This is a genomic window from Micromonospora sp. DT81.3 (assembly GCF_049847225.1).
Lineage (GTDB): Bacteria > Actinomycetota > Actinomycetes > Actinomycetales > Microbacteriaceae > Microbacterium.
This window is the reverse complement of the sequence record NZ_JBNCNY010000006.1, coordinates 282,707-307,136: the sequence shown is the minus strand read 5'-3', so window position 1 is coordinate 307,136 and position 24,430 is coordinate 282,707. Positions and strand designations below refer to the sequence as shown.

Here is a 24,430-nt window from a genome sequence, read left to right as displayed (position 1 = left end):
GCCCGGATGCCGATGCCCGATGTGACGCCCGTCCCGCTGTCCACCCTCACCACCCTTCGAACCGGCGGAGCGCCGACCGCACTGATCGACGCTGCGACGACCGATGAACTGGTGGCCGCTCTGCGCGAGACCTGGGCGTCGGGCGACGAGTGGCTCGTCCTGGGCGGCGGTTCGAACCTGTTCGTCGGCGACGAGCCCTTCGAGGGGACGGTCGTGCGCGTACGCACGACCGGTATTGAGCGGCTGCCGTCGCCCCGACCGGGGTACGTGCGCCTGCGCGTGCAGGCGGGGCACAACTGGGACGAGCTCTGCGCGTACGCCGTCTCGACGGGACTCGCCGGGCTGGAGGCGATGTCGGGCATACCGGGGACCGTGGGCGCCGCGCCGGTGCAGAACATCGGCGCCTATGGCCAGGAGATCTCCCAGACCCTCGTCGAGGTCGACCTGCTCGACGAGTCGTCGGGTGAGGTCTCGACCGTTCCCGCCTCAGAACTCGGGCTCGGATTCCGCACCTCCGTCTTCAAGCACCACTACGGCTCGGCGCCACTTCGACGCGCGGTCATCCTCACCGTGACGTTCGAGGTGGCCGAGGTCGGCCATGAGAAGCGGGAAGTGGTGGGCGCGCAGCTTCGAGCTGCGCTGGGGCTCAAGGCCGGTCACCCGGTGTCTCTGGAGTGGATCCGGGAGCACGTGCTCGCGGTGCGGCGCTCGAAGGGCATGGTGCTCGATGACGCGGATCCCGACACGTACAGCGCCGGCTCGTTCTTCCAGAATGCGGTGGTGTCCGCATCCTTCGCCCGCACGCTGCCGGACGAGTGCCCGCGATGGCCGCTCGCACCCGACGTGGATCCCGTGACGATCATTCCGCTGGCCGCATACGACGGCGTGGTCGCCCCGCCGCCCTCGGTCGTCAGCGACGTGAAAGTGAGCGCCGCCTGGCTCATCGAGCACTCCGGGCTGCGCAAGGGCTTCAAGCTGCCGCGCTCGCGGGCGGCGCTGTCGACGAAGCATGCGCTCGCGCTGACGAACCGCGGCCAGGGGACGGCGGCCGAACTCGCCGAGCTCGCGCGCTTCATCCAGGGTCGCGTGCAGTCCGAGTTCGGGCTCGTGCTGCAGCCGGAGCCCGTGCTCGTGGGCGTCGAACTCTGACGCGGATCGCTCCGCTTCAGCGGCGCTTCAGCGTTCATCGGCCACGATAGGCACATGCGCCTGCTTGTGGTCGACGACGAGCCGCGCCTCGCGGAAGGCCTCAAGAGAGGGCTGGAGGCCGAGGGGTTCGCGGTCGACGTCGCGCACACGGGGCCGGACGGGCTCTGGTTCGCTCGCGAGCAGGAGTATGCCGCCATCCTGCTCGACATCATGCTGCCGGGAATGAACGGTTACGTCGTCTGCCGCACCCTGCGGAACGAGCGGAATTGGACACCGGTGTTGATGCTCACCGCCAAGGACGGCGAATGGGACCAGGTCGAGGGACTCGACACCGGGGCCGACGACTACCTGACGAAGCCCTTCTCGTTCGCCGTGCTCGTGGCCCGCGTGCGGGCGCTCATCCGCCGTGGGGCATCCGCCCGCCCCACCGTGCTCACCGTGGGAGACCTCGCCCTCGACCCTGCATCCAGGTCCGTCGTGCGGGGCGGAGCACCCATCGACCTGACGGCGCGGGAGTTCGCGGTGCTGGAGTTCCTGATGCGCCGGGGCGGGGAGGTGGTGTCGAAGGCCCAGATCCTCGACGGCGTCTGGGACTTCGCCTTCGAGGGGGATTCGAACATCGTCGAGGTCTACATCGCCCATCTCCGGGCGAAGATCGACCGGCCGTTCGGTCGCGCGAGCATCGAAACGCTCCGCGGAGCGGGATACCGGCTCGGCGCCCACGATGACTGAGCTCCCGGGCATTCCACGGGGCGCGGCGCGACGGCGCGCCGGCATCCGGATGCGGATCACGGCGGCCGCCGCATCGGTCGTCGCCGTCGCGCTGCTCGTGGGGGCGGTCGCCTTCTGGTTGACCCTGCGCACCGCGCTCTACGGAGAGCTGGCGTCCTCGGCCGAGCAGGATGCGGCGGCCTTCGCGGAACAGGTGGATCAATCGGGCCGAGAGGCCCTCCCGGACCTGGACGACGATCGGTTCTGGCAGCTGATCGACCGCGACAGCGGGTCGGTGATCGCAGCCAGCGAGGCCGCAGAGGGCGTCGATGCGCTCGCGGACCGGGAGGGCGGCACCCAAGGCCTCGTCGTGCTGGAGGACGGCGATCCGCCCTTCGTGACCGCGGCGGAGCGTGAGGGAGGCGACGTGATCGTCGTCGCCGGACGCAGCACGGAATCCGCGGACGACACCCTTGCGACCGTAGGGCTGCTGCTCGCCGTCGCCGTGCCCCTCATCGCCGCCATCGTCGCCGGCACGACCTGGCTCGCGGTCGGACGGGCGCTCGCGCCGGTGGAGCGCATGCGGCGAGAGGTCGAGGCGGTGACCTCGACGGATCTGCACCGCCGCGTCGAGGACCCGGGCACGTCGGACGAGCTGGGACGGCTGGCGCGCACGATGAACGGCATGCTCGCTCGTCTGGAAGACGCCCAGGCGGCGCAGCGGCGATTCATCTCCGACGCCTCGCACGAGCTGCGCTCGCCGTTGGCGACCGTGCGTCAGTACGCGGAGGTGGCGCACGCGCACCCCGATCGCGTCGATGCCGTGGAGCTGAGCGAGGTGGTGCTCGACGAGGGCGCGCGGCTCGAGCGGCTGGTGCAGGGCATGCTCGTGCTGACGCGGGCGGATGAGGGCGCCCTCGCGCTGACCGTCGCGGATGTCGACCTCGACGACCTGCTCTTCGCAGAAGCGCGGCGGCTGCGGGAACTGGGCGGCGTCGACGTGGAAGTGAGCGCCATCGTGCCCGTGCGCGTGCGCGGCGACGCGAGTCTGCTTCGCCAGGTGGTGCGCAACCTCGCCGACAACGCCGCCCGCCACGCCCGCGGGCGGGTGGCCTTCGCGTCGTGGCAGGACGGGGCATCCGCCTTCTTCGCTCTCGACGACGACGGCGCAGGCATCGCACCCGAGAGCCGCGACCGGGTATTCGAGCGCTTCGTGCGGCTGGACGAGGCCCGCACGAGGGACGCCGGAGGCAGCGGGCTGGGACTCGCGATCGTGCGGGAGATACTGCGCGGCCATGGCGGCGCCGTCCGCGTGGTCGAGAGCCCGCTCGGCGGCGCCCGGTTCGAGGCGCGCCTCCCGCTCTGATCGGGCTCTCCGACTTTCGGCCGCTTCAGGTTGGCTTCAGGGTCGGCGCGACAGGCTGGATGCGAAAGAGGAGGAAACCATGCGCACACGCACCATCTGGATCACATCCGCCGCCGCCGGCCTGGCACTCGTCGCCGGGGGCACGGCGGTCGCATTCGCGGTCACGGACGACCTGACCGACGACGACGCCCGCGAGTCGGCAGAGATCACGTCGGAGGAGATGGACGCGGCGATCGCCGCAGCCCTCGACGAGGTGGGGCCGGGGACGGTCGTCGACGCCGATCGCGACGACGACACAGGCCACGCCTACGAGATCGACGTCGTGCTCGATGCCGGAGGACGGGTCGAGGTGAAGCTCGACGAGTCGCTTAACGTGCTTGATGTCTCACCTGAGGACGCGACGGACGCTTCCGACGACACGGGCTCATCGGACGACGAGGCGGACGACAACGACGGCCAGCCGGTCGAGCCGGCCGATGCGGACCGTGCCTCGAAGGCCGCACTGGCCCACACGGGCGAGGGGACCGTGACGGAGGTCGAGCGCAGCGACGACGCCGACCACGCGTGGGAGGTCGAGGTCACCCTCACCGACGGCAAGGACGTCGACGTCGAGCTCGACGCGGGCTTCGCCGTCACGAAGGCCGACTGACCGAGCCCGCCGCCGCCTCGTGCCGAGAATCGGTCCCGCGGCCGAGGATCGGTGCGTCGCGCCGATTCTCGGCCGCCCGGCCGATTGTCGAGTTACGGGGAGAGCCCCGGCATCCGGCGCACCCGCGATCGCCGGGCTATGCGAAGAGCTCCTGCATCCGGCGCACTCCCTCGAGGAGCGCGTCATCGCCCAGGGCGTACGACAGCCGCAAGTAGCCGCTGGGGCCGAACGCCTCGCCCGGCACCACCGCGACCTCGGCCTCTTCGAGGATCAGGTCGGCCAGCTCGAGCGACGTCGTCGGCGTCTTGCCCCGCCACTCGCGGCCGAGCAGCCCCTGCACGTCCGGGTACACGTAGAACGCGCCGAGCGGATTGGGGACCGTGACGCCCTGGATCTTCGCCAGCTCGCCGACGATGAGCCGGCGGCGGCGGTCGAACGCCTGGCGGAACTGCTCCGCCTCGGCCTGGGGACCCGTCAGGGCGGCGAGCGCCGCACGCTGCGCGATGTTGTTGACGTTGCTGGAGAGGTGGGACTGAAGATTCGCGGCCACCTTGATCGCGTCCTTCGGCCCGACCATCCAGCCCAACCGCCACCCGGTCATGGCGTAGGTCTTCGCGACGCCGTTGACGAGGATCGTCTGGTCGGCGAGCTCCGGCACGGCCTCGACGATCGAGATCGCCGACACTCCCTCGTAGACGAGGTTCTGGTAGATCTCGTCGGAGATTACCCAGATGCCGTGCCCGAGCGCCCACTCGCCGATGGCGCGGGTCTCGTCGGCGGTGTAGACGGAGCCCGTCGGATTCGACGGCGACACGAAGACGAGAGCGGTCGTACGGTCGGTGCGGGCGGCTTCCAGCTGATCGACGGTGACCTTGTAGTTCTGGTCGGCGCCGGCGAACACCTCGACGGGCACACCGTCCGCGAGCGCGATCGCCTCGGGATAGGTGGTCCAGAACGGTGCCGGCAGCAGCACCTCGTCGCCCGGGTTCAGCACCGCCTGGAACGCCTGGTAGACCGCCTGCTTGCCGCCGTTGGTGACGATGACCTGCGAGGCGTCGACCTCGAGGCCGGAGTCGCGCAGCGTCTTGGCGACGATCGCCTCGCGCAGCACCGGCAGCCCCACGGCGGGCGTGTACCGGTAGTTCGCGGGATCGCGCAGCGCCACTGCCGCGGCATCCACGATGAACTGTGGCGTCGCGAAGTCGGGCTCGCCCGCCGCATACGAGATCACGGGCCGACCGGCCGCCTGCAGTGCCTTGGCCTTGGCGTCGACCTTGAGAGTCGCCGATTCGGCGATCGCGGAGAGCTTTCGAGAGAGAGGAGCGCGTTCAGTCACGCGATCGAGCGTAGTCGGGGGACGGATGCCGCGGCATCCACTCTCTGTTCACTCCCGCCCTGGGGATCCGGTCGCACCGGCGCGGAGGAGCGCGCGGGCGGCGCTGCCGATGATCGCGCTGTACGTCGGGTAGGCGAACTTCACGCCGGCGAGCGTCGCGACATCGATGCCCGCCGCCATGGCGGTCGTGACGGACTGGATGACCTCCACGGCGTTCTCGCCGACGGCATGTGCGCCGAGGATGAGCTCACGGCGGTTGTCGGCGATGAGCTTCAAGAACCCGACCCCTCGATCGTCGATGACGGCGCGCTCGAGCTCTCGGTAGGAGGCGGTCGCCACGATGCAGCGCGGATCGCGCTCGCGGGCCTGCGCCTCGGTCAGCCCCACCCCTGCGTAGTCGGGATCGGTGAACCCGCCGGCCGGCAGCAGGTGGTGAGGGGTGCGGCGGTTGGCGTCGAGCACGGCGTTCTCGGCGGCCGCCTCGCCCTCGAACTGCGCTGCCTGCACGAGCATGTCCCGACCGTTGGCGTCGCCGACGGCGAAGATGTGCGACACGCTGGAGCGGAAGTACCGGTCGACGGGGATCGAGGAGCGGTCCACCTCGACCCCGGCGTTCTCGAGACCCAGATCTTCGACATCCGCGGGCCATCCGGTCGCCATGACGACGGCGTCGAAGACGTCGTTCCGCTCGTCCCCCTCGGCGGTCCACGTCAGGACGATCCGGCCGTCGTCGGCGGGCGCGAGCGATGAGACCCCTTCGATCCCGGTGTGGACGACGATTCCCTGCGCTTCGAAGGACTCGGTCACGGCGGCCGCGACATCCGCGTCGGAGGGCATGAGGATGCGGGGCGCCAGATCGAGCAGCGCGACCTCTGAGCCGAACGAGCTGAACACGGTCGCCAGCTGCACGCCGGTGTTGCCGGCGCCGATGATCGCAACGCGGCGGGGCAGCGCGGGCAGACCGAGCACGTGCTCCGGAACGGTGGCGAGTTCGGCGCCCGGGATCGGCAGCAGCCGCGAGTGCCCGCCGACGCAGACGAGAATCGTGGATGCCGTCAGCCGGCGCCCGGAGTCGAGCAGGAGGGTGTGCGGGTCCTCGAACCGCGCGCGCCCCTCCTGCACCAGAGTGATCCCGGCGTCGTCGAACCGTGCCGCCTCGGCCTTGATCCCTCGAACCGCGTCGACGCGCTCGTGCACACGGGCGACCGTCGCCGCCCAGTCGATCGGCTCAGGGTGCGTGGTGATGCCGTACGCCGAGGCCGCCCGGACGTCGCGCATGAGCCGCGCCGTCTTGGCGAAGACCCTCGTGGGAACGCAGCCGGTGTTCACGCACGTGCCGCCGAGGCGGTCGGAGGATTCGAGCACCACGACACGTGCGCCGAGCTCGGCCGCACGGATCGCTGCGGCGGTGCCGGCGGGCCCCGCTCCGATGACGGCGACGTCGTAGTGATCAGGGGACGCCGGGCCGGCGGCATCGTGTGCCGTGCCGGGGGCGGAGATCGTGGTCATGCGGTCCTCTTCCTCGTGCCTCGCCCCAGTCTGACATCGCCGCACCGGTGCAAGCCGAAGGGGGCGGATGCCGCGGCATCCACCGCGGCACCGCCCCCTCTTCCCGGCTGCTCTTCCGATTCGCAGACGTCGCCGTTACCCGGTCTCGACGAGGAATCGGCTGTAGGCGCCGAGCGTCAGGAACGCGGGGAATTCGTCGCGGAGCGCGACATCCCGGAACACCTCTGCGGCGTCCTCGAACCGGTCGGTCCCCGGGCCTGTCGCATCGGTCCCCGAGCCTGTCGAGTCGGTCCCCGAGCCTGTCGAGTCGGTCCCCGAGCCTGTCGAATCGGTCCCCGAGCCTGTCGCATCGGTCCCCGAGCCTGTCGCATCGGTCCCCGAGCGTGTCGCATCGGTCCCCGAGCCTGTCGCATCGGTCCCCGAGCCTGTCGAATCGGTCCCCGAGCCTGTCGAGTCGGTCCCCGAGCCTGTCGAGGGGTCGCGGCGACCGATCTCGGTGAGCACCTGATCGATCAGCTCCTCGACGTACTCCCGCGTGATGCGGGTGCCCTCGGCCGTGCTGTGGTCCTGGTGGATCCACTGCCAGACCTGGCTGCGGGAGATCTCCGCGGTCGCGGCATCCTCCATCAGGTTGTCGATCGCGACGGCGCCGAGACCGCGCAGCCACGCCTCGATGTAGCGGATGGCCACCGACACGTTGTCGTGCACGCCCTGATCGGTCACCGGTCGCCCGATGTGCACATCGAGCAGCTGGGCGGCCGTGACCTGCACGTCGTCGCGCCGGCGATCCAGCTGGTTGGGGCGGTCGCCGAGCACGGCGTCGAACTCCGCCATAGCGGTCGGGATGAGGTCCGGGTGCGCGACCCAGGTGCCGTCGAAGCCGTCGCCGGCCTCCCGCCGCTTGTCGGCCGACACCTTCTCGATCGCGCGCTGAGTCACCTCGGGGTTGCGGCGGTTCGGGATGAAGGCGCTCATCCCGCCGATCGCGAAGGCGCCCCGCTTGTGGCACGTCTTCACGAGCAGCTCAGTGTAGGCCCGCATGAAGGGCACGGTCATCGTGACCTCGCTGCGGTCGGGCATCACGAACCGCGCTCCGCGCCCGCGGTAGTTCTTGATGATCGAGAAGATGTAGTCCCAGCGGCCCGCGTTGAGCCCGGCGCAGTGGTCGCGCAGCTCGAAGAGGATCTCCTCCATCTCGAACGCGGCGGGCAGCGTCTCGATCAGCACGGTCGCACGGATGGTGCCATGCGGGATGCCGATGTACCGCTCACTGAACGTGAAGACGTCGTCCCAGAGCTTCGCCTCCTCGGAGCTCTCCAGCTTCGCGAGGTAGAAGTACGGCCCGCGGCCCGTGTCGATCAGCTTCTGCGCGTTGTGGAAGAAGTAGAGGCCGAAATCGACGAGCGAGCCGGATGCCGCCAGCCGGCGCCCCGATCGGTCGGTGAAACGCAGGTGCTGCTCCGGCAGGTGCCAGCCGCGCGGGCGCATCACGATCGTCGGCGTGCGCTCGGCGGTGACCTCGTACGTCTTTCCTTCCGGGCTGGTGAACGACAGCTCGCCGCGGATCGCGTCGCGCAGGGACAGCTGCCCCTCGATGACGTTCTTCCAGGTGGGGGAGGTCGCATCCTCTTGGTCGGCGAGCCAGACCCGCGCCCCGGAGTTCAATGCGTTGATCGTCATCTTGGGGTCGGTCGGGCCGGTGATCTCGACGCGGCGGTCCTCGAGGCCCGGGCCCGCGCCGGCGACGCGCCACTCGGCGTCGTCGCGGATGTGCGCTGTGTCGTCGCGGAACCGCGGGTCGTGGCCGTTGCCGATCTCGAAGCGGCGGCGCATCCGGTCGGCGAGCCGGTCGTGCCGGCGCCCGCCGAACCGCTGGTGCAGCTCGGTGAGGAAGGCGAGCGCCTCGGGGGTCAGGATCTCGTCGTAGCGGTCACGGATCGGTCCGGCGATCTCGATCGTCGGCGTGTGGGTGCGGATGGAGCCGGTCGTGGTCGGCAGGGTTGTCGTGCTCGGCGGGGAGCCGGTGTCGGTGATGGTCATGGTGTCTTCTCCTGCGGTGTGTGCGGGTTTGGGGCGGTATCCCTCCGCTGGGGCGCGTTGCTCGCGCCCCAACGGAGGGGATGCGCCCCAAACCCGGGTGGTGGTGAATTAGTGGAACTGCTGCGCCTCGGTGGATCCCACCAGGGCCAGGGTCGCGCTGTCGGGGTTGAGCGCGGATGAGACGAAGTCGAAGTAACCGGTTCCGGCTTCTCGCTGGTGCTTGGTCGCGGTGTAGCCGCGGGCCTCGGCGGCGAACTCGGCCTCCTGGAGCTCGACGTACGCGCTCATGGCGCGGTCGGCGTAGCCCCGGGCGAGGTCGAACATCGAGTAGTTGAGGGCGTGGAAGCCGGCCAGGGTGATGAACTGGAACTTGTAGCCCAGGTCTGCCAGCTCCTGCTGGAACGTCGCGATCTGGGAGTCGTCGAGGTGGCGCTTCCAGTTGAACGACGGCGAGCAGTTGTACGCCAGCAGCTTGCCGGGGTACCGCGCGTGGATCGCGGTGGCGAAGTCCCGCGCCAGCTCGATGTCGGGTTCGCCGGTCTCCACCCAGAGCAGGTCGGCATACGGGGCGAAGGCCAGGCCGCGGCTGATCACGGCGTCAAGGCCCGGGCGCACCCGGTAGAAGCCCTCGCTCGTGCGCTCGCCGGTCGTGAACGCCCGGTCCCGCTCGTCGACGTCGCTCGTCAGCAGGTCTGCCGCCAGGGCGTCGGTGCGGGCGATGATCACCGTCGGCACGCCGGAGACATCCGCCGCCAGCCGCGCCGCGTTGAGCGTGCGGATGTGCTGCTGGGTGGGCACCAGCACCTTGCCGCCGAGGTGGCCGCACTTCTTCTCGCTCGCCAGCTGGTCTTCCCAGTGGATGCCGGCGGCGCCCGAGGAGATCAGCGACTGGGCGAGCTCGTACGCGTTCAGCGGCCCGCCGAAGCCGGCCTCGGCATCCGCCACGATCGGCGCCAGCCAGTCCCGGGTGAGCTCACCCTCTGCGTGCTCGATCTGGTCCTGGCGGATCAGCGCGTTGTTGATGCGGCGGACGACGGCGGGCACCGAGTTGGCGGGGTAGAGGCTCTGATCGGGGTAGGTCTGACCGGCGAGGTTGCCATCGGCGGCGACCTGCCAGCCGCTGAGGTAGATCGCCTTGAGGCCGGCCCGCACCTGCTGGACGGCCTGTCCGCCGGTGTAGGCGCCGAGGGCCCGGATGTAGTCCTCGGTGTGCAGGAGGTTCCACAGGTTCTCGGCACCGCGCTGCGCCAGGGTGCTCTCCTCGCGGACCGAGCCACGGAGGCGGATGACGTCCTCCGCCGTGAACGTTCGCTCGACGCCGTCCCAGCGGGGGTCGGTGTCCCAGGTCTCCTGCAGCTCGGCGGCGGTCTGGGTCTGGTCGCCCGCTCGCAGCGGCGGGCGGCTGGGGGTGGAGTGCAGAGTCATGTCCGTTTCCTCTTCGTTGTGGATGCCGGTCGTCTCGGTGACAGGGACCGGATGGCGTGCTTCCACTCTGGGAGAAGTAGCGGCGCCACCACGTCCATTCATCGCGAGAAGATTCGCGAAACTTCTGCTCCAGTGACAGAATCTGGTCATGATTGCTTCGGATCCCGGATCGGGACTCTTCGTCTCGCCTTCGGCTCGCTCAGCGACCGGAGCCTTCGCGACGGGCACCCCTCGGTCCCTGAGCGAGCGCAGCGAGACGAAGGGCCCCCCGGCGGCGTCGGCGACGACGGACCTCGAGCCGGAGACGGACGTGCTCACCATCGGCCGCCGCATCCGTCAGCTCCGAACGCAGCGCGGGCTCACGCTCGAGGAGCTCGCCGCCGCCGTCGACCGGGCACCGAGCCAGCTCTCCATGATCGAGAACGGGAAGCGCGAGCCGAAGCTCACCCTCCTGCAGGCGATCGCGCGCACGCTCGGATGCAGCCTCGACGCGCTGCTCGAGTCCGAGCCGCTCGACGAGCGCTCCTCGCTCGAGATCGCCCTCGAGCGCTCGATGAAGGGGCAGACGTTCCAGGCCCTCGGGATCCAGCCCTTCCGCATCGGCAAGGGGGTGCCCACCGAGGCGCTCCAGGCGATGCTGGCGCTGCAGGGCGAGATCGAGCGGTTGCGCGACGAGCGGGCCGCTACCCCCGAGGAGGCCCGCCGCGCCAATGTCGAGCTGCGACACCTGATGCGCCGGCAGGACAACTACTTCGCCGAGCTCGAGGGGCACGCCCGCCGCATCCTGGATGCCGTCGACCACCCTGGTGGTCCGCTCACTCAGCGCACGGCATCCGATATCGCCGCCCATCTGGGGTTCACCCTGCATTACGTGCCCGATCTGCCGCAGACCACCCGCAGCGTCGCCGACCTGAAGAACGGCCGGCTCTATCTCTCCAGCCGGCTCACGGCGAAAGGCGACCCGCGCACGGCGGTGCTGCAGGCGCTCTCCAGCCGCATTCTCGGGCATGTCGAGCCGACGTCGTATGCGCAGTTCCTGCGGCAGCGGGTGGAGACGAACTACCTCACCGGCGCGCTTCTGATCCCCGAGGAGCACGCGGTGCCGTTCCTGCAGGACGCCAAGGCCCAGCGCGCCATCTCCATCGAGGATCTGCGAGACGCCTACTCGGTGTCGTACGAGACGGCCGCGCATCGGTTCACGAACCTCGCAACGGAGCATCTCGGCATCCCGGTGCACTTCCTCAAGGTGCACGAGTCCGGCACCATCACCAAGGCGTACGAGAACGACGACGTCAACTTCCCGACCGATCGGCTGGGCTCCATCGAGGGGCAGATGTGCTGCCGCAAGTGGACCAGCCGCGTCGTGTTCGACGTCGACGACAAGTTCAACCCCTATTACCAGTACACCGACACGGGCAACGGCACGTACTGGTGCACCGCGCGGGTCGAGGCATCGAGCGAGGGGGCGCACTCGGTGAGTGTCGGCGTGCGCTTCGACGACACGAAGTGGTTCCTCGGGCGGGACTCGACCAACCGCGGGGTGTCGCGGCACGCCGTCGAGGTCTGCTGCCGGCGCGCCCCCGCCGACCTCGAGGCGAGCTGGCGCGAGAACGCGTGGCCGAACGTCCGGACCCCCCGCACCCTGCTGGCGACGCTGCCGACGGGTTCGTTCCCCGGGGTCGACTCGACCGATGTCTACGAGTTCCTCCAGGCGCACGCGCCGCAGTAGGAAGCAACGGCCGGCGTTCTCCTCGGGTTCGGGGGGTGATCCCTTCCTTGGGGCGCGCTGCTCGCGCCCCAGCGGAGGAGACGCGCCCCAACCCGTTCTCCGCGCGCCGAGCACCGCGCAGGCGTTCTCCTCGGGTTCGGGGCGCATCACCTCCCTTGGGGCGCGCTGCTCGCGCCCCAAGGGAGGGGATGCGCCCCAAACCCGTTCTCCTCGCGCCCCAAACCCGGTCGTCCGCAAGTCACCGGGACAGCTGGAGCGCCGCCCAGAGATCGGCGCGGGCGGCGAAGCCGCGCAGGTCCCGGTGCAGCAGCCGCTCGATCAGCGAGATGCGCGCGCGCAGCGTGTGGCGATGGATGCCCAGGGCCTTGGCGGCGGCATCCCCGTTCGCGTCGTGCTCGAGCCAGACGCGGGCGCTCTCCGCGAGAGAGGTGCCGTGCGCCGCATCGTGCTGTTCCAGCGGCGCCAGTGTCGCGCGCGCCACCTCGCGCGCGGCCCCGTCCTGTGCGGCGGCGAGGACTCCCCGGCGCGCGAGCGCGCCGAACCGCGTGACTCCCGGCCCCTCCGCCGAGGCCAGCCGCGCCTCCCGGTACGCGCGGGCGAAGGCGTCGTAGCCCGCCGGTTCCGAGACACCGACCGCGAGCCCGAAGGCGGCCGCGAGCTCCTCGATCAGCGCGACGTCGTCGGCCTCGACACAGATCACCAGCCCCTCGTCGCCGCGGCCGAAGAAGACGCGAGCCTGTCGTTCGCCCGCCCGAAGGTCGAGGAATGCCGCGATGGCGTCGCTGTTACGCCCGACATCCGTCACCAGCCCGACGACGATGGGCGCGGCCGGCAGCCCGCCCCACAACTCCCGCGCCACGCGACGTGCGAGCCGAGGATCATCCGACAGCAGTGACTGCACGAGCCCGGCTCGCAGCATCCCCCTGGCGCGGGCGAGGTCGTGCGTCTGCTCGAGCGCGAGACCCGCCATGGCGATCACCGATGTCACCACGCCGCGGGCTGCCTGGTCCAGTCCCTCCGAAGCGATCGCCATCACCCCCCGCAGGTGTCCGCCGCGCCCGAGCGTCTGCAGGGTGAAGGCGCGGCCGCGGATGCGCGTGGATGACGCGGCCCGCGCACCGCCGCGCAGCACCGCCACCGCCTCCCGCGCCAGTTCGGGGCCGAGGTCCTCCTCGAGCTGCCCCTCCGGAAAGCTGCGGGCGAGCGAGCCCGCGGTGTCGTACAGGCCGACCCAGGTTCCCAGCTGGCGGGCGAGTTCCGCGAGGCTGGCACCCAGCCCGTCCGGCCGGAGCGCCGCGAGCGAAATGGCCCTCTGCGCCGCGAGCGCCCAGCTTCGGCGCGCATACGCCTCCGCGGCGATGGCCTCCGCGTTGGCCCGCGCCACCGCGATGAACGGCGTCCGGTACGGCACCTCGAACAGCGGGATGCCGTGCGCCGCGCAGGCGTCCACCAGCAGGGGAGGGATGCCGTCGCGCACCACTTCCGTGCCGAACCCGAGCCCCGCGACGCCCCGCGCGCGCAGGCGACGCACGTACGCGTCGTACGACTCCCGCGAGTCCGCGTCCGGCTGCGCGGCGTCCGGCACGAACTGGGTGCCCGTCGTGAGGAGGAGCAGGCCCTCGGACAGGAACGGTGTCGGGTCCACGAGATCCGAGCTGTGCACCCACCGCACCGGCACGTTCTCGAGTGCGGAGAGCTCGCCCTGGAGCCGCAGTGCGAGGTCCGCACGCAGCAGCAGCGCCCGCAGTGTCGCGGACTCGGGCGGCTCTGCCAATTCCCTGCCTCCTGTACACGCTGTCGAACATCAACCTCCACAATGTACATCCCGGCGAGTGCGTCGCCACACGCCGCCGCCTACGCTCACCTCCATGAGCATCATTGACGCCGCCCTCGAAGCCGTTCCCCTCGGCGGGCCGTCGCTCCCGCAGGAGCGCCGCCTCGTCACCGAGTTGCCGGGCCCTCGTTCGCAGGAGCTCCTCGCGCGAAAGGCCGCCGCGGTGGCCGCGGGCGTCGGTCATTCGGTTCCCATCGCCGCGGTCGCGGCCGGAGGGGGAGTGATCGTCGACGCCGACGGCAACTCGCTCATCGACCTCGGCTCCGGCATCGCCGTCACGACGGTGGGCAATGCCCACCCCCGCGTCGTCGCGGCCGTGCAGGCCCAGGTGGCCCAGTTCACCCACACGTGCTTCATGATCTCGCCGTACGAGCCGTATGTGGCCGTGGCCGAGGCCCTCAACCGGGTGACGCCCGGCGATCACGAGAAGAAGAGCGCGCTGTTCAACTCGGGCGCCGAGGCGGTCGAGAACGCCGTCAAGATCGCCCGCAAGTTCACCGGCAGGCAGGCCGTCGTCGCGTTCGACCACGGCTACCACGGCCGCACCAACCTGACGATGGCCCTGACCGCGAAGAGCATGCCCTACAAGAGCGGCTTCGGTCCCTTCGCTCCGGAGATCTACCGGGTTCCGCTGTCCTACCCCTACCGTGACGGCCTGAGCGGCCCAGAGGCGGCGAAGCGCTCGATCTCGCTCATCGAGAAGCAGATCGGCGCCGACAACCTCGCCGCGGTGATCATCGAGCCCATCCCGGGTGAAGGCGGCTTCATCGTCCCCGCGGAGGGCTTCCTCCCGGCGATCGTGGACTGGTGCCGGGCCAACGGCGTGGTGTTCATCGCCGACGAGGTGCAGACCGGATTCGGGCGCACCGGGGCCATGTTCGCGAGCGAGCACGAGGGCATCGTGCCCGACCTGATCACCACGGCCAAGGGCATCGCCGGCGGTCTGCCGCTCGCCGCCGTCACGGGACGTGCCGAGATGATGGATGCCTCGCACGCGGGCGGCCTCGGCGGCACCTACGGCGGCAACCCGATCGCGTGCGCCGCCGCGGTGGCCACCATCGAGGCGTTCGAGCAGGACGGCCTGGTGGAGCGCGCCAGAGACGTCGGGGCGCTCCTCACCGAGCGGCTGAACGCCCTCCAGGAAGCCGACCCCCGCATCGGCGACGTCCGAGGCCGCGGCGCCATGGTCGCCGCCGAGTTCGTCGACCCGGCGACGGGCGAGCCGGACGCCGCCCTCACGGGCAGGATCGCGAAGGCCGCCATCGCGGAGGGGGTCATCGTGCTCACGTGCGGCACGTACGGCAACGTCATCCGTTTCCTGCCCCCGCTGGCCATCCCGGACCATCTGCTCGCCGAGGGCCTCGACGTCGTCGCGGCCGCGCTCGCAGCGGCCTGAGCGCGCACCGCAGCCGAGCCGCATCCCCCTATCCGAGGCCCAGCGCCGCGCCCCTCCCGTCCGAGACGCGAGGCATCCACCCTGACGAAGGAGTCCGAATGAGCGAGATCACCCGTGATGTCGTCATCGTGGGGGCCGGCGCCGCCGGCCTCACCGCCGCCAACGAGCTGAGGCGCGCCGGGCTCTCCGTCGCGGTGCTCGAAGCCCGTGACCGGGTCGGCGGGAGGCTCTGGACCGACGACATCGACGGCGCCATGCTCGAGATCGGTGGCCAATGGGTCTCGCCCGACCAGGAGGCGCTCAAGGAGACCCTCGCCGAGCTCGGCCTCGAGACGTACAGTCGCTACCGAGAGGGCGAGAGCGTGTACATCAATAGGGCGGGGCAGCTCACCCGCTTCACCGGCGACATCTTCCCCGTCCCGCCCGCCACAGAGAAGGTGATGGTCGAGCTGATCGACAAGCTCGACGCCATGGTCGCGCAGATGGACCCCGACCGTCCATGGGAGCACCCCGACGCCGAGGCGCTCGACAGGATCTCGTTCGAGGGGTGGCTGGCGCAGCAGACCGACGACGAGGAGGCGCGCGAGAACATCGCCCTCTTCATCGCCGGCGCGATGCTGACCAAGCCCGCCCACGCGTTCTCGGCCCTGCAGGCCCTGCTGATGGCTGCCAGCGCCGGCAGCTTCTCCCACCTCGTCGATGCCGACTTCATCCTCGACGAGCGGGTCGTGGGCGGGCTGCAGCAGGTTCCGCTGCTGCTCGCGGAGCGCCTCGGCGACGACGTCTTCCTCGGCCAGCCCGTGCGCACTCTCGAGTGGGACGACCCTTCGACCGGCTCGGGGACCGGGGTGACCGCCATCGCGGACGGGATGACGGTGCGCGCACGCTTCGCGATCCTGGCCCTCGCGCCCGTGCTCTACGACCGCGTGTCGTTCGTGCCGCCGCTCCCACGCCTGCAGCACCAGCTGCACCAGCACATCTCGATGGGATTCGTGATCAAGGTGCACGCAGTGTACGAGACGCCGTTCTGGCGCGAGGCGGGCCTGTCGGGCACGGCCTTCAGCCCGTACGAGATCGCACACGAGGCCTACGACAACACCAACCACGGCGACCCCCGTGGCACGCTCGTGGGATTCGTCTCCGATCAGAACGCGGATGCCGTGTTCACCCTCTCGCCCCAAGAGCGCAAGGAGCGCATCCTCGAGTCGCTGTCGCACTTCTACGGTGAACAGGCGAAGCACCCGGTGGTCTACTACGAGAGCGACTGGGGGAGTGAGGAGTGGACCCGCGGCGCCTATGCCGCGAGCTTCGACCTCGGCGGGCTGCATCGCTACGGCGCGCACCTGCGCACCCCGGTCGGTCCGATCCACTTCGCCTGCAGCGACATCGCCGGCGCGGGGTACCAGCACGTCGACGGCGCCATCCGCATGGGACGCGAGACCGCCCGGCACATCATCGAGGAGGCCAGGGCATGACCGCTCCGCGGTACGTCGTCGGCTACACCGCCACCGAGTCCGGCGACGACGCGGTCGCGCTGGGCGCACGGCTCGCCCGTGCCACCGGCGCGGGGCTCGACATCGTGCTCGTGCTACCGGAGGAAGGGCGCAACGCGGCCGTCCCGCCTGATGCCGGCTACGAGACCTTCCTGCGGAGCCGCGCGGAAGGCTGGCTCGCGGCGGGAGCTGCGAAGGTCCCGCAGGGCGTGGCGCACCACGTGCATGTGCGGTTCGGCGAGTCGTTCGCCGAAGGGCTGGTCGCGGCGGCCGCCGAGTTCGGCGCATCGCTCATCGTGGTCGGCGCGGCCGGTGGGAGCCGCCGAGGGCGGTACGCGCTCGGCTCCGTGGCGAACGAACTGCTGCACTCCTCCGACGTGCCGGTCGTGCTCGCGCCGGCCGGTGTGCGCGAGGTCGACGGCCCGGTCACGCGCGTGACGGCGATGGTCGGCACCCGTCCGGGGGCCGAGGTTCTGCTGGATGAGAGCGTCGCCCTCGCCGCCGCGGCGGATGCCGACCTGCGTCTGGTCTCTCTCGTCACGGTCGACCTGCCGGCCAGCGTCGACACCGGTGTCATCCGCATCGCCGGCGCCGCGCATGCCGACGGCGTGCTGGCCGAGGCCAGGGCCGCCCTTCCCGACGGCTCCTCCGCCGAGGCATCCGTGGCCCGTGGCGAGTCGATCGAAGACGCCGTCGCCCACCTCGACTGGCAGCCGGGCGAGTTGGTCCTCGTCGGATCGAGCCGGCTGGCGCAGCGACGTCGTCTCTTCTTGGGCTCCACCGCGGCGAAGATGCTGCGCGAACTGCCCGTCCCCATGATCGTCGTACCGCGCACCCGAGCGCAGGAAGGAGCTCAACGATGAGCACCACACAACAGCCCCCCACCGCCACGGGGGATCCCCTCGACGGCGGACTGTCGAAGAAGGGGCTGAGCGCCGGCTCCGTCGGCCTGATCGGCGCCGTCGTCATCGGCATCGCGAGCATCGCGCCCGCCTATACGCTGACGGCGGCCCTGGGCCCCACCGTCTCGGCCGTCGGGTTCCAGGTGCCAGCGATCATCCTGGTCGGATTCGTCCCGATGCTGCTGGTGGCGCTCGGCTATCGGGAGCTGAACCGCTCGATGCCGGACAGCGGCACCTCGTTCACGTGGGCGGCGCGCGCCTTCGGCCCCTGGGTGGGCTGGATGGCCGGCTGGGGTCTCGTCGCCGCCACGATCCTCGTGCTGTCGAACCTCGCAGGCATCGCTGTGGAGTTCCTGTTCCTGCTGATCGCACAGATCTCCGGCAACCCCGATATCGCGGACCTCGCCTTCAACCCGTTCATCAACGTGATCGTGTGTCTGCTGTTCATGCTGGGCGCGACGCTGATCGCCTACCGCGACATGCAGACGACGCAGAAGCTTCAGTACTTCCTCGTCGGATTCCAGGTGGTCGTTCTGGTGCTGTTCGCCGGTGCCGCCTTCTGGCACATCGCCCAGGGCACTGCGTTCGACGCGCAGCCCATCGAGCTGTCGTGGTTCAACCCGTTCGCGGTGGCCGATTTCAGCTCGCTCGCCGCGGGCCTGTCGCTGTCGATCTTCATCTTCTGGGGATGGGATGTCACCCTCACGATGAACGAGGAGACGAAGGACCCCGAGCGCACGCCCGGACGCGCCGCGACGATCACGATCGTGATCATCGTGGCGCTCTACCTGCTGATCGCCGTCGCCCTCCTCGCGTTCTCCGGAGTCGGGACGGGCGAGTTCGGTCTCGGCAACGAGGACATCCAGGGCAACGTCTTCTTCGCACTGGCGGCACCGATCCTCGGTCCGATCGCCGCGCTGGTCTCCCTCGCGGTGCTCACCAGCTCCGCGTCGTCGCTGCAGGCGACGATCGTCGGCCCGGCGCGGACGCTGCTGGCGATGGGCCACTACGGCGCCCTGCCCGCCAAGTTCGCCTCCGTGAGCCCTCGGTTCTTCACCCCCGGCTACGCCACGGTCGTCTGCGCCGTCGTCGCATCGGCCTTCTACGCGGTCATGCGCTTCATCAGCGAAGACGTGCTGTGGGACACCATCACCGCGCTCGGAATGATGATCTGCTTCTACTACGGCATCACCGCCTTCGCGTGCGTGTGGTACTTCCGCAAGCAGTGGCTCGACTCCGCGCGGATGTTCTTCTTCACGCTGCTCGCGCCGCTGGTGGGAGGCGTCATCCTCGCCGTCCTGTTCGTGACGACGCTGATCGACAGCACCGCGCCGGACTACGGCAGCGGCTCGAACATCGCGGGCGTCGGGCTCGTCTTCATCCTCGGCGTCACCGTCATCCTGCTCGGTGTCGTCATCATGATCATCCAGGCCATCCGGCGCCCGGCGTTCTTCCGCGGTGAGACACTGTCGATGGATGCGCCGGCCAGCCTGCGGCGTCGGCGCCGCTGACTCACGAAGGAGAACTTCATGACCGACGAACGCGAATCCGCGCTGCTCGAATCGGTGCCCAACCAGCTCTTCATCGGGGGCGAATGGGTGGATGCCGCCGGGGGAGCGACGCTCGATGTGCGGGACCCCTCGACCGGCCTCGTCATCCGCTCGATCGCCGACGCGAGCGTCGACGACGGCGCTCGGGCGCTGGATGCGGCGGTGGCGGCTCAGGATGCGTGGGCGGCCACGCCGCCGCGCACCCGCAGCGACATCCTGCGCCGGGCATTCGACCTCGTGCAGGAGCGCAAAGAGGATCTCGCCCTGCTCATGACCCTCGAGATGGGCAAGCCCCTCGCCGAGTCGCGCGGCGAGGTCGTCTACGGCGGAGAATTCCTCCGGTGGTTCTCGGAAGAGGCGGTGCGCATCGCCGGCCGCTATGGACTGAACCCCGAAGGCACGGGGCGGATGATCGTCTCGCAGCGCCCCGTCGGCCCGTCGTTCTTCGTCACGCCGTGGAACTTCCCGTTCGCGATGGCCACGCGCAAGATCGCGCCGGCGCTCGCCGCCGGGTGCACCGTGGTCATCAAGCCGGCCGAGCTCACACCCCTCACGACGCTGTACTTCGCGTCCATCCTGGCCGAGGCGGGGCTGCCGGCCGGCGTCGTCAATGTGCTGACCACGTCCTCCTCCGGGTCCGTCTCCGGCCCGATCATCGCCGACCCGCGCTTGAAGAAGCTCTCGTTCACGGGGTCGACCGAGGTGGGCCGCAAGCTCATCGCCCAGGCCGCAGAGGGCGTGCTGCGCGTATCGATGGAGCTGGGCGGCAACGCACCCTTCGTCATCTTCGAGGATGCGGACCTCGACAAGGCGGTCGACGGCGCGATGCTCGCCAAGTTCCGCAACATCGGGCAGGCGTGCACGGCGGCGAACCGCTTCATCGTGCACGAGGCGGTCGCTGAGGAGTTCGCGGCGCGCGTGGCCGAGCGCGTCTCGTCCATGCGCGTCGGCCGCGGCACCGAGGAGGGCGTGCAGATCGGCCCGCTGATCAACGAGGGCGCCGTGGACAAGGCCTCCGAGCTGGTTGATGACGCGGTCGATCGCGGCGCGAGCGTGCTGGCGGGTGGGTCGCGCATAGAGGGTGAGGGCACGTTCTACGAGCCCACCGTTCTCTCCGGCGTCGTGCCCGGCAGCCAGATCCTCCGCGAGGAGATCTTCGGGCCGGTGCTCGCGATCGCCACGTTCGCCGACGAGGACGAAGCCGTGCGCCTCGCCAACGACACGGAATACGGGCTCGTCTCCTACGTATTCACCCAGGACCTGCAGCGCGGGCACCGGATGATCGACCGTCTCGAGACCGGGATGATGGGCCTCAACGTCGGCGTCGTGTCGAACGCTGCGGCCCCGTTCGGCGGCGTCAAGCAGTCCGGCATCGGCCGCGAGGGCGGCCTCGAGGGCATCCACGAATACCTGTCGACCAAGTACACGCTGATCCCCGTCGACTGACGCGGGACGGATCGGAGACTCATGAGCGAATACGCCGTCATCAATCCGGCCACGGGTGAGACCCTGGCCACGTACGACACCTTCACCGACGAGCAGGTCGAGGCCGCGATCGCGGCCGCGTCCGCGGCGCACCGGGACTGGTCGCGGAACTCCAGCGTGGCCGATCGCGCTCGGCTTGTGCGTCGTGTCGCCGAGCTGCACCGCGAGCGGCGGGAGGAGCTTGCCGACACCATCGTTCGCGAGATGGGCAAGCCGCGGGAAGCCGCGCTCGCCGAGGTCGACTTCGCCGCCGACATCGTCGAGTTCTACGCAGACAACGCCGAAGAGATCATGAGGGACACGCCGATCGCGATCCTCGCCGAGGGGACCGCGGTGATCCGGCGCTCGTCGCTCGGGCCGCTGCTGGGCATCATGCCCTGGAACTTCCCGTACTATCAGGTCGCCCGCTTCGCCGCCCCGAACCTCATCGTGGGCAACACGATCCTGCTCAAGCATGCCGGGCAGTGCCCCGAGTCCGCTCTCGCGCTGGAGAAGATCCACCGCGACGCGGGCTTGCCGGAGGGCGCCTACGTCAATGTCTTCGTGAGCAACGAGCAGGCGGCGACCATCATCGCCGACCCACGCGTGCAGGGCGTCTCGCTGACGGGCTCCGAGCGCGCCGGCGCAGCAGTGGGCGAGGTGGCGGGGCGCAACCTCAAGAAGGTCGTGCTCGAACTGGGTGGTTCCGACCCGTTCATCCTCCTCTCGACGAACGACCTGGATGGAGCGGTGCAGTCAGCGGTGGATGCGCGGCTCGACAATACGGGCCAGTCCTGCAACGCGGCGAAGCGCTTCATCATCGCCGACGACCTGTACGACCAGTTCCTGCAGAAGTTCACGGCCGGGATGACGGCGGCCAAGGTCGGCGACCCGTTCGCCGAGGACACCGTGCTCGGCCCGCTCTCGTCGATGGTGGCAGCGGAGCGGCTCCAGGAGCAGGTGGACCGTGCCGTTGCCCAGGGCGCCACGCTGGTCGCCGGTGGAAAGCGCGACGGCGCGTACTTCCCGGGCACGGTGCTGACCGACGTGACGCCGGACATGGATGCCTACCGCGAGGAGTTCTTCGGCCCCGTCGGCATCGTCTACCGCGTCTCCGACGAGGAGCAGGCGATCGCCGTCGCCAACGACACGCCCTTCGGGCTCGGGTCGTACCTCTTCACGACCGACGAAGAGCAGGCCGAGCGCCTGGCCGACCGCATCGAGGCGGGGATGGTCTACGTCAATCTGGTGCTCGCCGACAGTCCGGAACTGCCATTCGGCGGCGTCAAGCGCAGCGGCACCGGGCGCGAGCTCGGACTGCTCGCGGCGGACGAGTTCGTGAACAAGAAACTCATCCGCGTCGGGGCCTAGGTTTCGAGGTCCGCTCCGCGATGTCCCCCTGCGAGCAAGAGCGGGGCCCCTACCCCGATTGCTCGCGGGGGACATCGCTGCGCTCGTCGACAGCAGGGCTGCTTGCTCTGAGGGAGGGGCCGGGGTTGGGGATCGGTGGGTGCGACGGATCGACGGGGTAGGGTCGGCGGGTGAGTTCGAGTCTTCGGCGTACCGCGCGCATCCTGGTTCTTGATCGGGAGGACGCGATCCTGCTCCTGAAGACCCACTGGTCGCGCCGGATCCTTCCCGAGCGGTGGCTGACCCCCGGCGGTGGGGTCGATCCCGGTGAGGACGTGCACGCGGCCGCGATCCGGGAACTGTTCGAGGAGACCGGCCTGCGCGTTCCGTCGCTCGGGGATCCTGTGTGGCACGAGCGTCGCCCCCTTCCGGCCGGACACGAGTTCGACGAGACGGATGCGACCTACTTCCTGCTGCGCACACACCGGTTCGAGATCGTTCGCGACGACTGGACCGAGAGCGAGCACGACGACATCGTGGACATCCGCTGGTTCACTCCGCAGGAGCTCGCGGCATCGACCGACGAGTTCGATCCCGAGGACGTGCGGGCGATTCTGGCGCGCGTTCTCGCGGCGTCGGCATCCTGAGAGGTTCCGGCCCGGTTCGCCCCGGGCGGGGGCATGCCGTAGACTGGTGGATGCAGTTGAAGTCTGCATTCTTTCGCCGTGCCCGCGACAGGGCACACACCCTCTCACACAGTGCGCGGCGGAGAAGTGCGGGCATCCGAGGCCAGAACGGTCTCTAGGGCGGTAGCTCAATTGGCAGAGCAGCGGTCTCCAAAACCGCAGGTTGCAGGTTCGATTCCTGTCCGCCCTGCGCGTCAGCGCACGCTGGCACACGAAAGGTACATTCAGGATGGTCCAGGACGCACCCGGCGGCGAGGTGGTCGCAGCTAGCGGCACCCCACGCGAGAAGAAGCCGAACATCTTCACTCGCATCGCGGTGTTCATCCGCCAGGTCCTCGCGGAATTGCGCAAGGTCGTCACCCCCACCCGTCAGGAACTGCTGAAGTTCACGGCGGTCGTGCTCGGCTTCGTCGTGATCATGATGGGGCTCGTCTACGGCCTCGACCTGGTGTTCTCGTGGCTCACGACGGTCGTCTTCGGGGTCCCCGGCCAAGCGGTGAACCCCTGAGCCGTCGCCTCCGCGACGCACGCGGGCAGCGCCTGACGACGGTGTCCCGCCCCTCAAACGAAAGAGATCTCAGTGTCTGAAAGATATGTCGACGACGCCGACTGGGCGACGGCTGCCGAGCAGTCCAGCGAGGACGACGAGGCCCAGGAGGGCAACGTCCTCGCCCAGGAAGAGCGCGCCGTCGAACCCGCCGAGCACGCCGCCCTCCACATCGTGGATGACGAGGACGACGACGCGGGCGACGCAGAAGACATCGACATCGACGACCCGGAGGCAGACGCCATCGTGAACGACGCCCTGAACCTCGATGAAGCAGCCGAGAGCGAAGCTGCCGCCGAGGTGCTGAACGACTCCCTCGCAGAGGAGGCGGCCGAAGAAGCCGCCGAGCACGCCGACGACGTGACGCCCTACGACGGCCCCGACATCAACGGCGAGCCGGATGCGCCCGTACTGGACGAGGACTTCGTCGCAGAACTGGATGCCGCGGCATCCGTCGTCGACGAGGCAGAAGCCGACGAGGACCCGGCGTCGCTTCCCGGCGACCTGGCGCTCGACTTCGAATCCTCCGCCGACGAGGACGGGCTGTCGGACGGCGCCGTCGTCCCCGACGGCGAAGAGGTCGACGAGGACGCCGACCCGTACGAGGCGTTCCGGGCCGAGCTGCGCTCGCTCCCCGGCAAGTGGTACGTCATCCACTCGTACGCGGGCTTCGAGCGCAAGGTGAAGGCCAACATCGAGCAGCGCAAGTCCACGCTCGAGGTAGAGGAAGACATCTACCAGATCGAGGTCCCGATGGAGGACGTCGTCGAGATCAAGAACGGCCAGCGCAAGATGGTCACGCGCGTGCGCATCCCGGGCTACGTGCTCGTGCGCATGGAGCTGAATGAGGACACCTGGTCGGTCGTGCGGCACACCCCCGGCGTCACGGGCTTCGTGGGCAACGCCCACAACCCCACGCCGCTGCGCTTCGAAGAGGCCTTCACGATGCTGAAGTCCCTCGTCGAGGTCAAGGAGGTCGCCCAGACGAAGTCCGGCGGCGCCGCCAAGGGCTCCGCGACCCAGTCGCGCAGCATCCCGGCCGAGGTCGACTTCGAGGTCGGCGAGACGATCACCATCAAGGAAGGCTCGTTCGCGGGCCTCCCCGGCACGATCAGCGAGATCAAGCCCGAGAGCGGCAAGCTCACGGTGCTCGTCTCCCTGTTCGAGCGCGAGACCCCGGTCGAGCTGTCGTTCGACCAGGTCACCAAACTGTAAAAGGCTTCCCGGAGCACGACTCCGGGAGAACCGCTGTCCGGAGATGCCGGACGCGCGGGAGAACGGATCGGTCCCTGAG

Annotated in this window: 19 protein-coding genes and 1 tRNA gene; 15 read left to right on the top strand and 5 right to left on the bottom strand. The window is 69.9% G+C overall.

The annotated features are described in order from the left end of the window. Positions 1 to 6: 6 nt before the first annotated feature. The 4 genes from ACPW96_RS15610 (at position 7) to ACPW96_RS15595 (ending at position 3,875) form a co-directional block, all read left to right on the top strand. Positions 7 to 1,149 (top strand): UDP-N-acetylmuramate dehydrogenase, encoded by a 1,143-nt coding sequence (locus tag ACPW96_RS15610; protein WP_425884161.1) that lies wholly within the window; start codon positions 7 to 9, stop codon positions 1,147 to 1,149. Positions 1,150 to 1,203: 54 nt separating this feature from the next. After that, positions 1,204 to 1,881, top strand: coding sequence for a response regulator transcription factor (locus tag ACPW96_RS15605; RefSeq protein ID WP_425884159.1), 678 nt, complete (start codon positions 1,204 to 1,206; stop codon positions 1,879 to 1,881). After that, positions 1,874 to 3,226: a sensor histidine kinase gene (locus ACPW96_RS15600; RefSeq protein WP_425884157.1), complete on the top strand. Its 1,353-nt coding sequence runs from the start codon at positions 1,874 to 1,876 to the stop codon at positions 3,224 to 3,226. The genes ACPW96_RS15605 and ACPW96_RS15600 overlap by 8 nt, the downstream gene beginning before the upstream one ends. A 79-nt stretch (positions 3,227 to 3,305) precedes the next feature. Beyond that, complete coding sequence (locus ACPW96_RS15595) at positions 3,306 to 3,875, top strand: PepSY domain-containing protein (protein WP_425884155.1); 570 nt, start codon at positions 3,306 to 3,308, stop codon at positions 3,873 to 3,875. A 136-nt stretch (positions 3,876 to 4,011) separates the two neighbouring features. On the opposite strand, the gene ACPW96_RS15590 is transcribed toward ACPW96_RS15595, so the two are convergent. The 4 genes from ACPW96_RS15590 to aceA all read right to left on the bottom strand — a co-directional run bounded on the left by ACPW96_RS15590 (position 4,012) and on the right by aceA (position 10,185). Beyond that, positions 4,012 to 5,211: a pyridoxal phosphate-dependent aminotransferase gene (locus tag ACPW96_RS15590; RefSeq protein ID WP_425884153.1), complete on the bottom strand. Its 1,200-nt coding sequence runs from the start codon at positions 5,209 to 5,211 to the stop codon at positions 4,012 to 4,014. 48 nt (positions 5,212 to 5,259) lie between these two features. Beyond that, positions 5,260 to 6,720 carry a dihydrolipoyl dehydrogenase family protein gene (locus tag ACPW96_RS15585; RefSeq protein WP_425884151.1) on the bottom strand — a complete coding sequence of 487 codons (1,461 nt, stop codon included), beginning with the start codon at positions 6,718 to 6,720 and terminating at the stop codon, positions 5,260 to 5,262. A 135-nt stretch (positions 6,721 to 6,855) separates the two neighbouring features. Continuing rightward, positions 6,856 to 8,760, bottom strand: a complete 1,905-nt coding sequence (gene aceB / locus ACPW96_RS15580) for a malate synthase A (RefSeq protein ID WP_425884150.1) — start codon at positions 8,758 to 8,760, stop codon at positions 6,856 to 6,858. A gap of 108 nt (positions 8,761 to 8,868) precedes the next feature. Then, the gene (gene aceA / locus ACPW96_RS15575) at positions 8,869 to 10,185 is read right to left on the bottom strand and encodes an isocitrate lyase (RefSeq protein ID WP_425884148.1); all 1,317 of its coding nucleotides are present in this window, start codon (positions 10,183 to 10,185) and stop codon (positions 8,869 to 8,871) included. A 148-nt stretch (positions 10,186 to 10,333) separates the two neighbouring features. Between aceA and ACPW96_RS15570 the strand changes: the two genes are divergently transcribed. Continuing rightward, positions 10,334 to 11,914 (top strand): helix-turn-helix domain-containing protein, encoded by a 1,581-nt coding sequence (locus ACPW96_RS15570; protein ID WP_425884146.1) that lies wholly within the window; start codon positions 10,334 to 10,336, stop codon positions 11,912 to 11,914. Positions 11,915 to 12,152: 238 nt separating this feature from the next. On the opposite strand, the gene ACPW96_RS15565 is transcribed toward ACPW96_RS15570, so the two are convergent. After that, positions 12,153 to 13,688, bottom strand: coding sequence for a PucR family transcriptional regulator (locus ACPW96_RS15565; protein WP_425884144.1), 1,536 nt, complete (start codon positions 13,686 to 13,688; stop codon positions 12,153 to 12,155). A 94-nt stretch (positions 13,689 to 13,782) separates the two neighbouring features. On the opposite strand from ACPW96_RS15565, the gene gabT reads away from it, so the two are divergent. From gabT to nusG, 10 genes are all read left to right on the top strand, one after another. Continuing rightward, positions 13,783 to 15,144 (top strand): 4-aminobutyrate--2-oxoglutarate transaminase, encoded by a 1,362-nt coding sequence (gene gabT / locus ACPW96_RS15560; protein WP_425820650.1) that lies wholly within the window; start codon positions 13,783 to 13,785, stop codon positions 15,142 to 15,144. A gap of 98 nt (positions 15,145 to 15,242) precedes the next feature. Next, on the top strand, positions 15,243 to 16,619 hold the full coding sequence (locus ACPW96_RS15555) for a flavin monoamine oxidase family protein (RefSeq protein WP_425884143.1): 1,377 nt from the start codon (positions 15,243 to 15,245) through the stop codon (positions 16,617 to 16,619). Beyond that, positions 16,616 to 17,500 (top strand): universal stress protein, encoded by an 885-nt coding sequence (locus ACPW96_RS15550; RefSeq protein WP_425820652.1) that lies wholly within the window; start codon positions 16,616 to 16,618, stop codon positions 17,498 to 17,500. Before ACPW96_RS15555 ends, ACPW96_RS15550 begins: the two co-directional genes overlap by 4 nt. Beyond that, positions 17,497 to 19,050 (top strand): APC family permease, encoded by a 1,554-nt coding sequence (locus tag ACPW96_RS15545; protein WP_425884142.1) that lies wholly within the window; start codon positions 17,497 to 17,499, stop codon positions 19,048 to 19,050. The genes ACPW96_RS15550 and ACPW96_RS15545 overlap by 4 nt, the downstream gene beginning before the upstream one ends. A gap of 18 nt (positions 19,051 to 19,068) precedes the next feature. Continuing rightward, positions 19,069 to 20,535: an NAD-dependent succinate-semialdehyde dehydrogenase gene (locus ACPW96_RS15540; protein ID WP_425884140.1), complete on the top strand. Its 1,467-nt coding sequence runs from the start codon at positions 19,069 to 19,071 to the stop codon at positions 20,533 to 20,535. A gap of 21 nt (positions 20,536 to 20,556) precedes the next feature. After that, complete coding sequence (locus ACPW96_RS15535; RefSeq protein WP_425884138.1) at positions 20,557 to 21,924, top strand: NAD-dependent succinate-semialdehyde dehydrogenase; 1,368 nt, start codon at positions 20,557 to 20,559, stop codon at positions 21,922 to 21,924. A gap of 170 nt (positions 21,925 to 22,094) precedes the next feature. Next, positions 22,095 to 22,550: an NUDIX hydrolase gene (locus ACPW96_RS15530; protein WP_425820656.1), complete on the top strand. Its 456-nt coding sequence runs from the start codon at positions 22,095 to 22,097 to the stop codon at positions 22,548 to 22,550. A gap of 156 nt (positions 22,551 to 22,706) precedes the next feature. Beyond that, positions 22,707 to 22,779 (top strand) — tRNA-Trp (locus tag ACPW96_RS15525). Between the two features lie 39 nt (positions 22,780 to 22,818). Next, positions 22,819 to 23,097, top strand: a complete 279-nt coding sequence (gene secE, locus ACPW96_RS15520) for a preprotein translocase subunit SecE (RefSeq protein ID WP_425820657.1) — start codon at positions 22,819 to 22,821, stop codon at positions 23,095 to 23,097. Between the two features lie 72 nt (positions 23,098 to 23,169). Continuing rightward, a complete protein-coding gene (gene nusG, locus ACPW96_RS15515; RefSeq protein ID WP_425820658.1) occupies positions 23,170 to 24,351 on the top strand; it encodes a transcription termination/antitermination protein NusG in 1,182 nt (393 codons plus the stop codon). Positions 24,352 to 24,430 lie beyond the last annotated feature (79 nt).

What these genes read in the sequence shown, in the direction of transcription:
- ACPW96_RS15610 (WP_425884161.1), top strand. Translation starts at nt 7, where the DNA reads ATGCCGATGCCCGATGTGACGCCCGTCCCGCTGTCCACCCTCACCACC.
- ACPW96_RS15605 (WP_425884159.1), top strand. Translation starts at nt 1,204, where the DNA reads ATGCGCCTGCTTGTGGTCGACGACGAGCCGCGCCTCGCGGAAGGCCTC.
- ACPW96_RS15600 (WP_425884157.1), top strand. Translation starts at nt 1,874, where the DNA reads ATGACTGAGCTCCCGGGCATTCCACGGGGCGCGGCGCGACGGCGCGCC.
- ACPW96_RS15595 (WP_425884155.1), top strand. Translation starts at nt 3,306, where the DNA reads ATGCGCACACGCACCATCTGGATCACATCCGCCGCCGCCGGCCTGGCA.
- ACPW96_RS15585 (WP_425884151.1), bottom strand. Translation starts at nt 6,720, where the DNA reads ATGACCACGATCTCCGCCCCCGGCACGGCACACGATGCCGCCGGCCCG.
- aceB (WP_425884150.1), bottom strand. Translation starts at nt 8,760, where the DNA reads ATGACCATCACCGACACCGGCTCCCCGCCGAGCACGACAACCCTGCCG.
- aceA (WP_425884148.1), bottom strand. Translation starts at nt 10,185, where the DNA reads ATGACTCTGCACTCCACCCCCAGCCGCCCGCCGCTGCGAGCGGGCGAC.
- ACPW96_RS15570 (WP_425884146.1), top strand. Translation starts at nt 10,334, where the DNA reads ATGATTGCTTCGGATCCCGGATCGGGACTCTTCGTCTCGCCTTCGGCT.
- gabT (WP_425820650.1), top strand. Translation starts at nt 13,783, where the DNA reads ATGAGCATCATTGACGCCGCCCTCGAAGCCGTTCCCCTCGGCGGGCCG.
- ACPW96_RS15555 (WP_425884143.1), top strand. Translation starts at nt 15,243, where the DNA reads ATGAGCGAGATCACCCGTGATGTCGTCATCGTGGGGGCCGGCGCCGCC.
- ACPW96_RS15550 (WP_425820652.1), top strand. Translation starts at nt 16,616, where the DNA reads ATGACCGCTCCGCGGTACGTCGTCGGCTACACCGCCACCGAGTCCGGC.
- ACPW96_RS15545 (WP_425884142.1), top strand. Translation starts at nt 17,497, where the DNA reads ATGAGCACCACACAACAGCCCCCCACCGCCACGGGGGATCCCCTCGAC.
- ACPW96_RS15540 (WP_425884140.1), top strand. Translation starts at nt 19,069, where the DNA reads ATGACCGACGAACGCGAATCCGCGCTGCTCGAATCGGTGCCCAACCAG.
- ACPW96_RS15535 (WP_425884138.1), top strand. Translation starts at nt 20,557, where the DNA reads ATGAGCGAATACGCCGTCATCAATCCGGCCACGGGTGAGACCCTGGCC.
- secE (WP_425820657.1), top strand. Translation starts at nt 22,819, where the DNA reads ATGGTCCAGGACGCACCCGGCGGCGAGGTGGTCGCAGCTAGCGGCACC.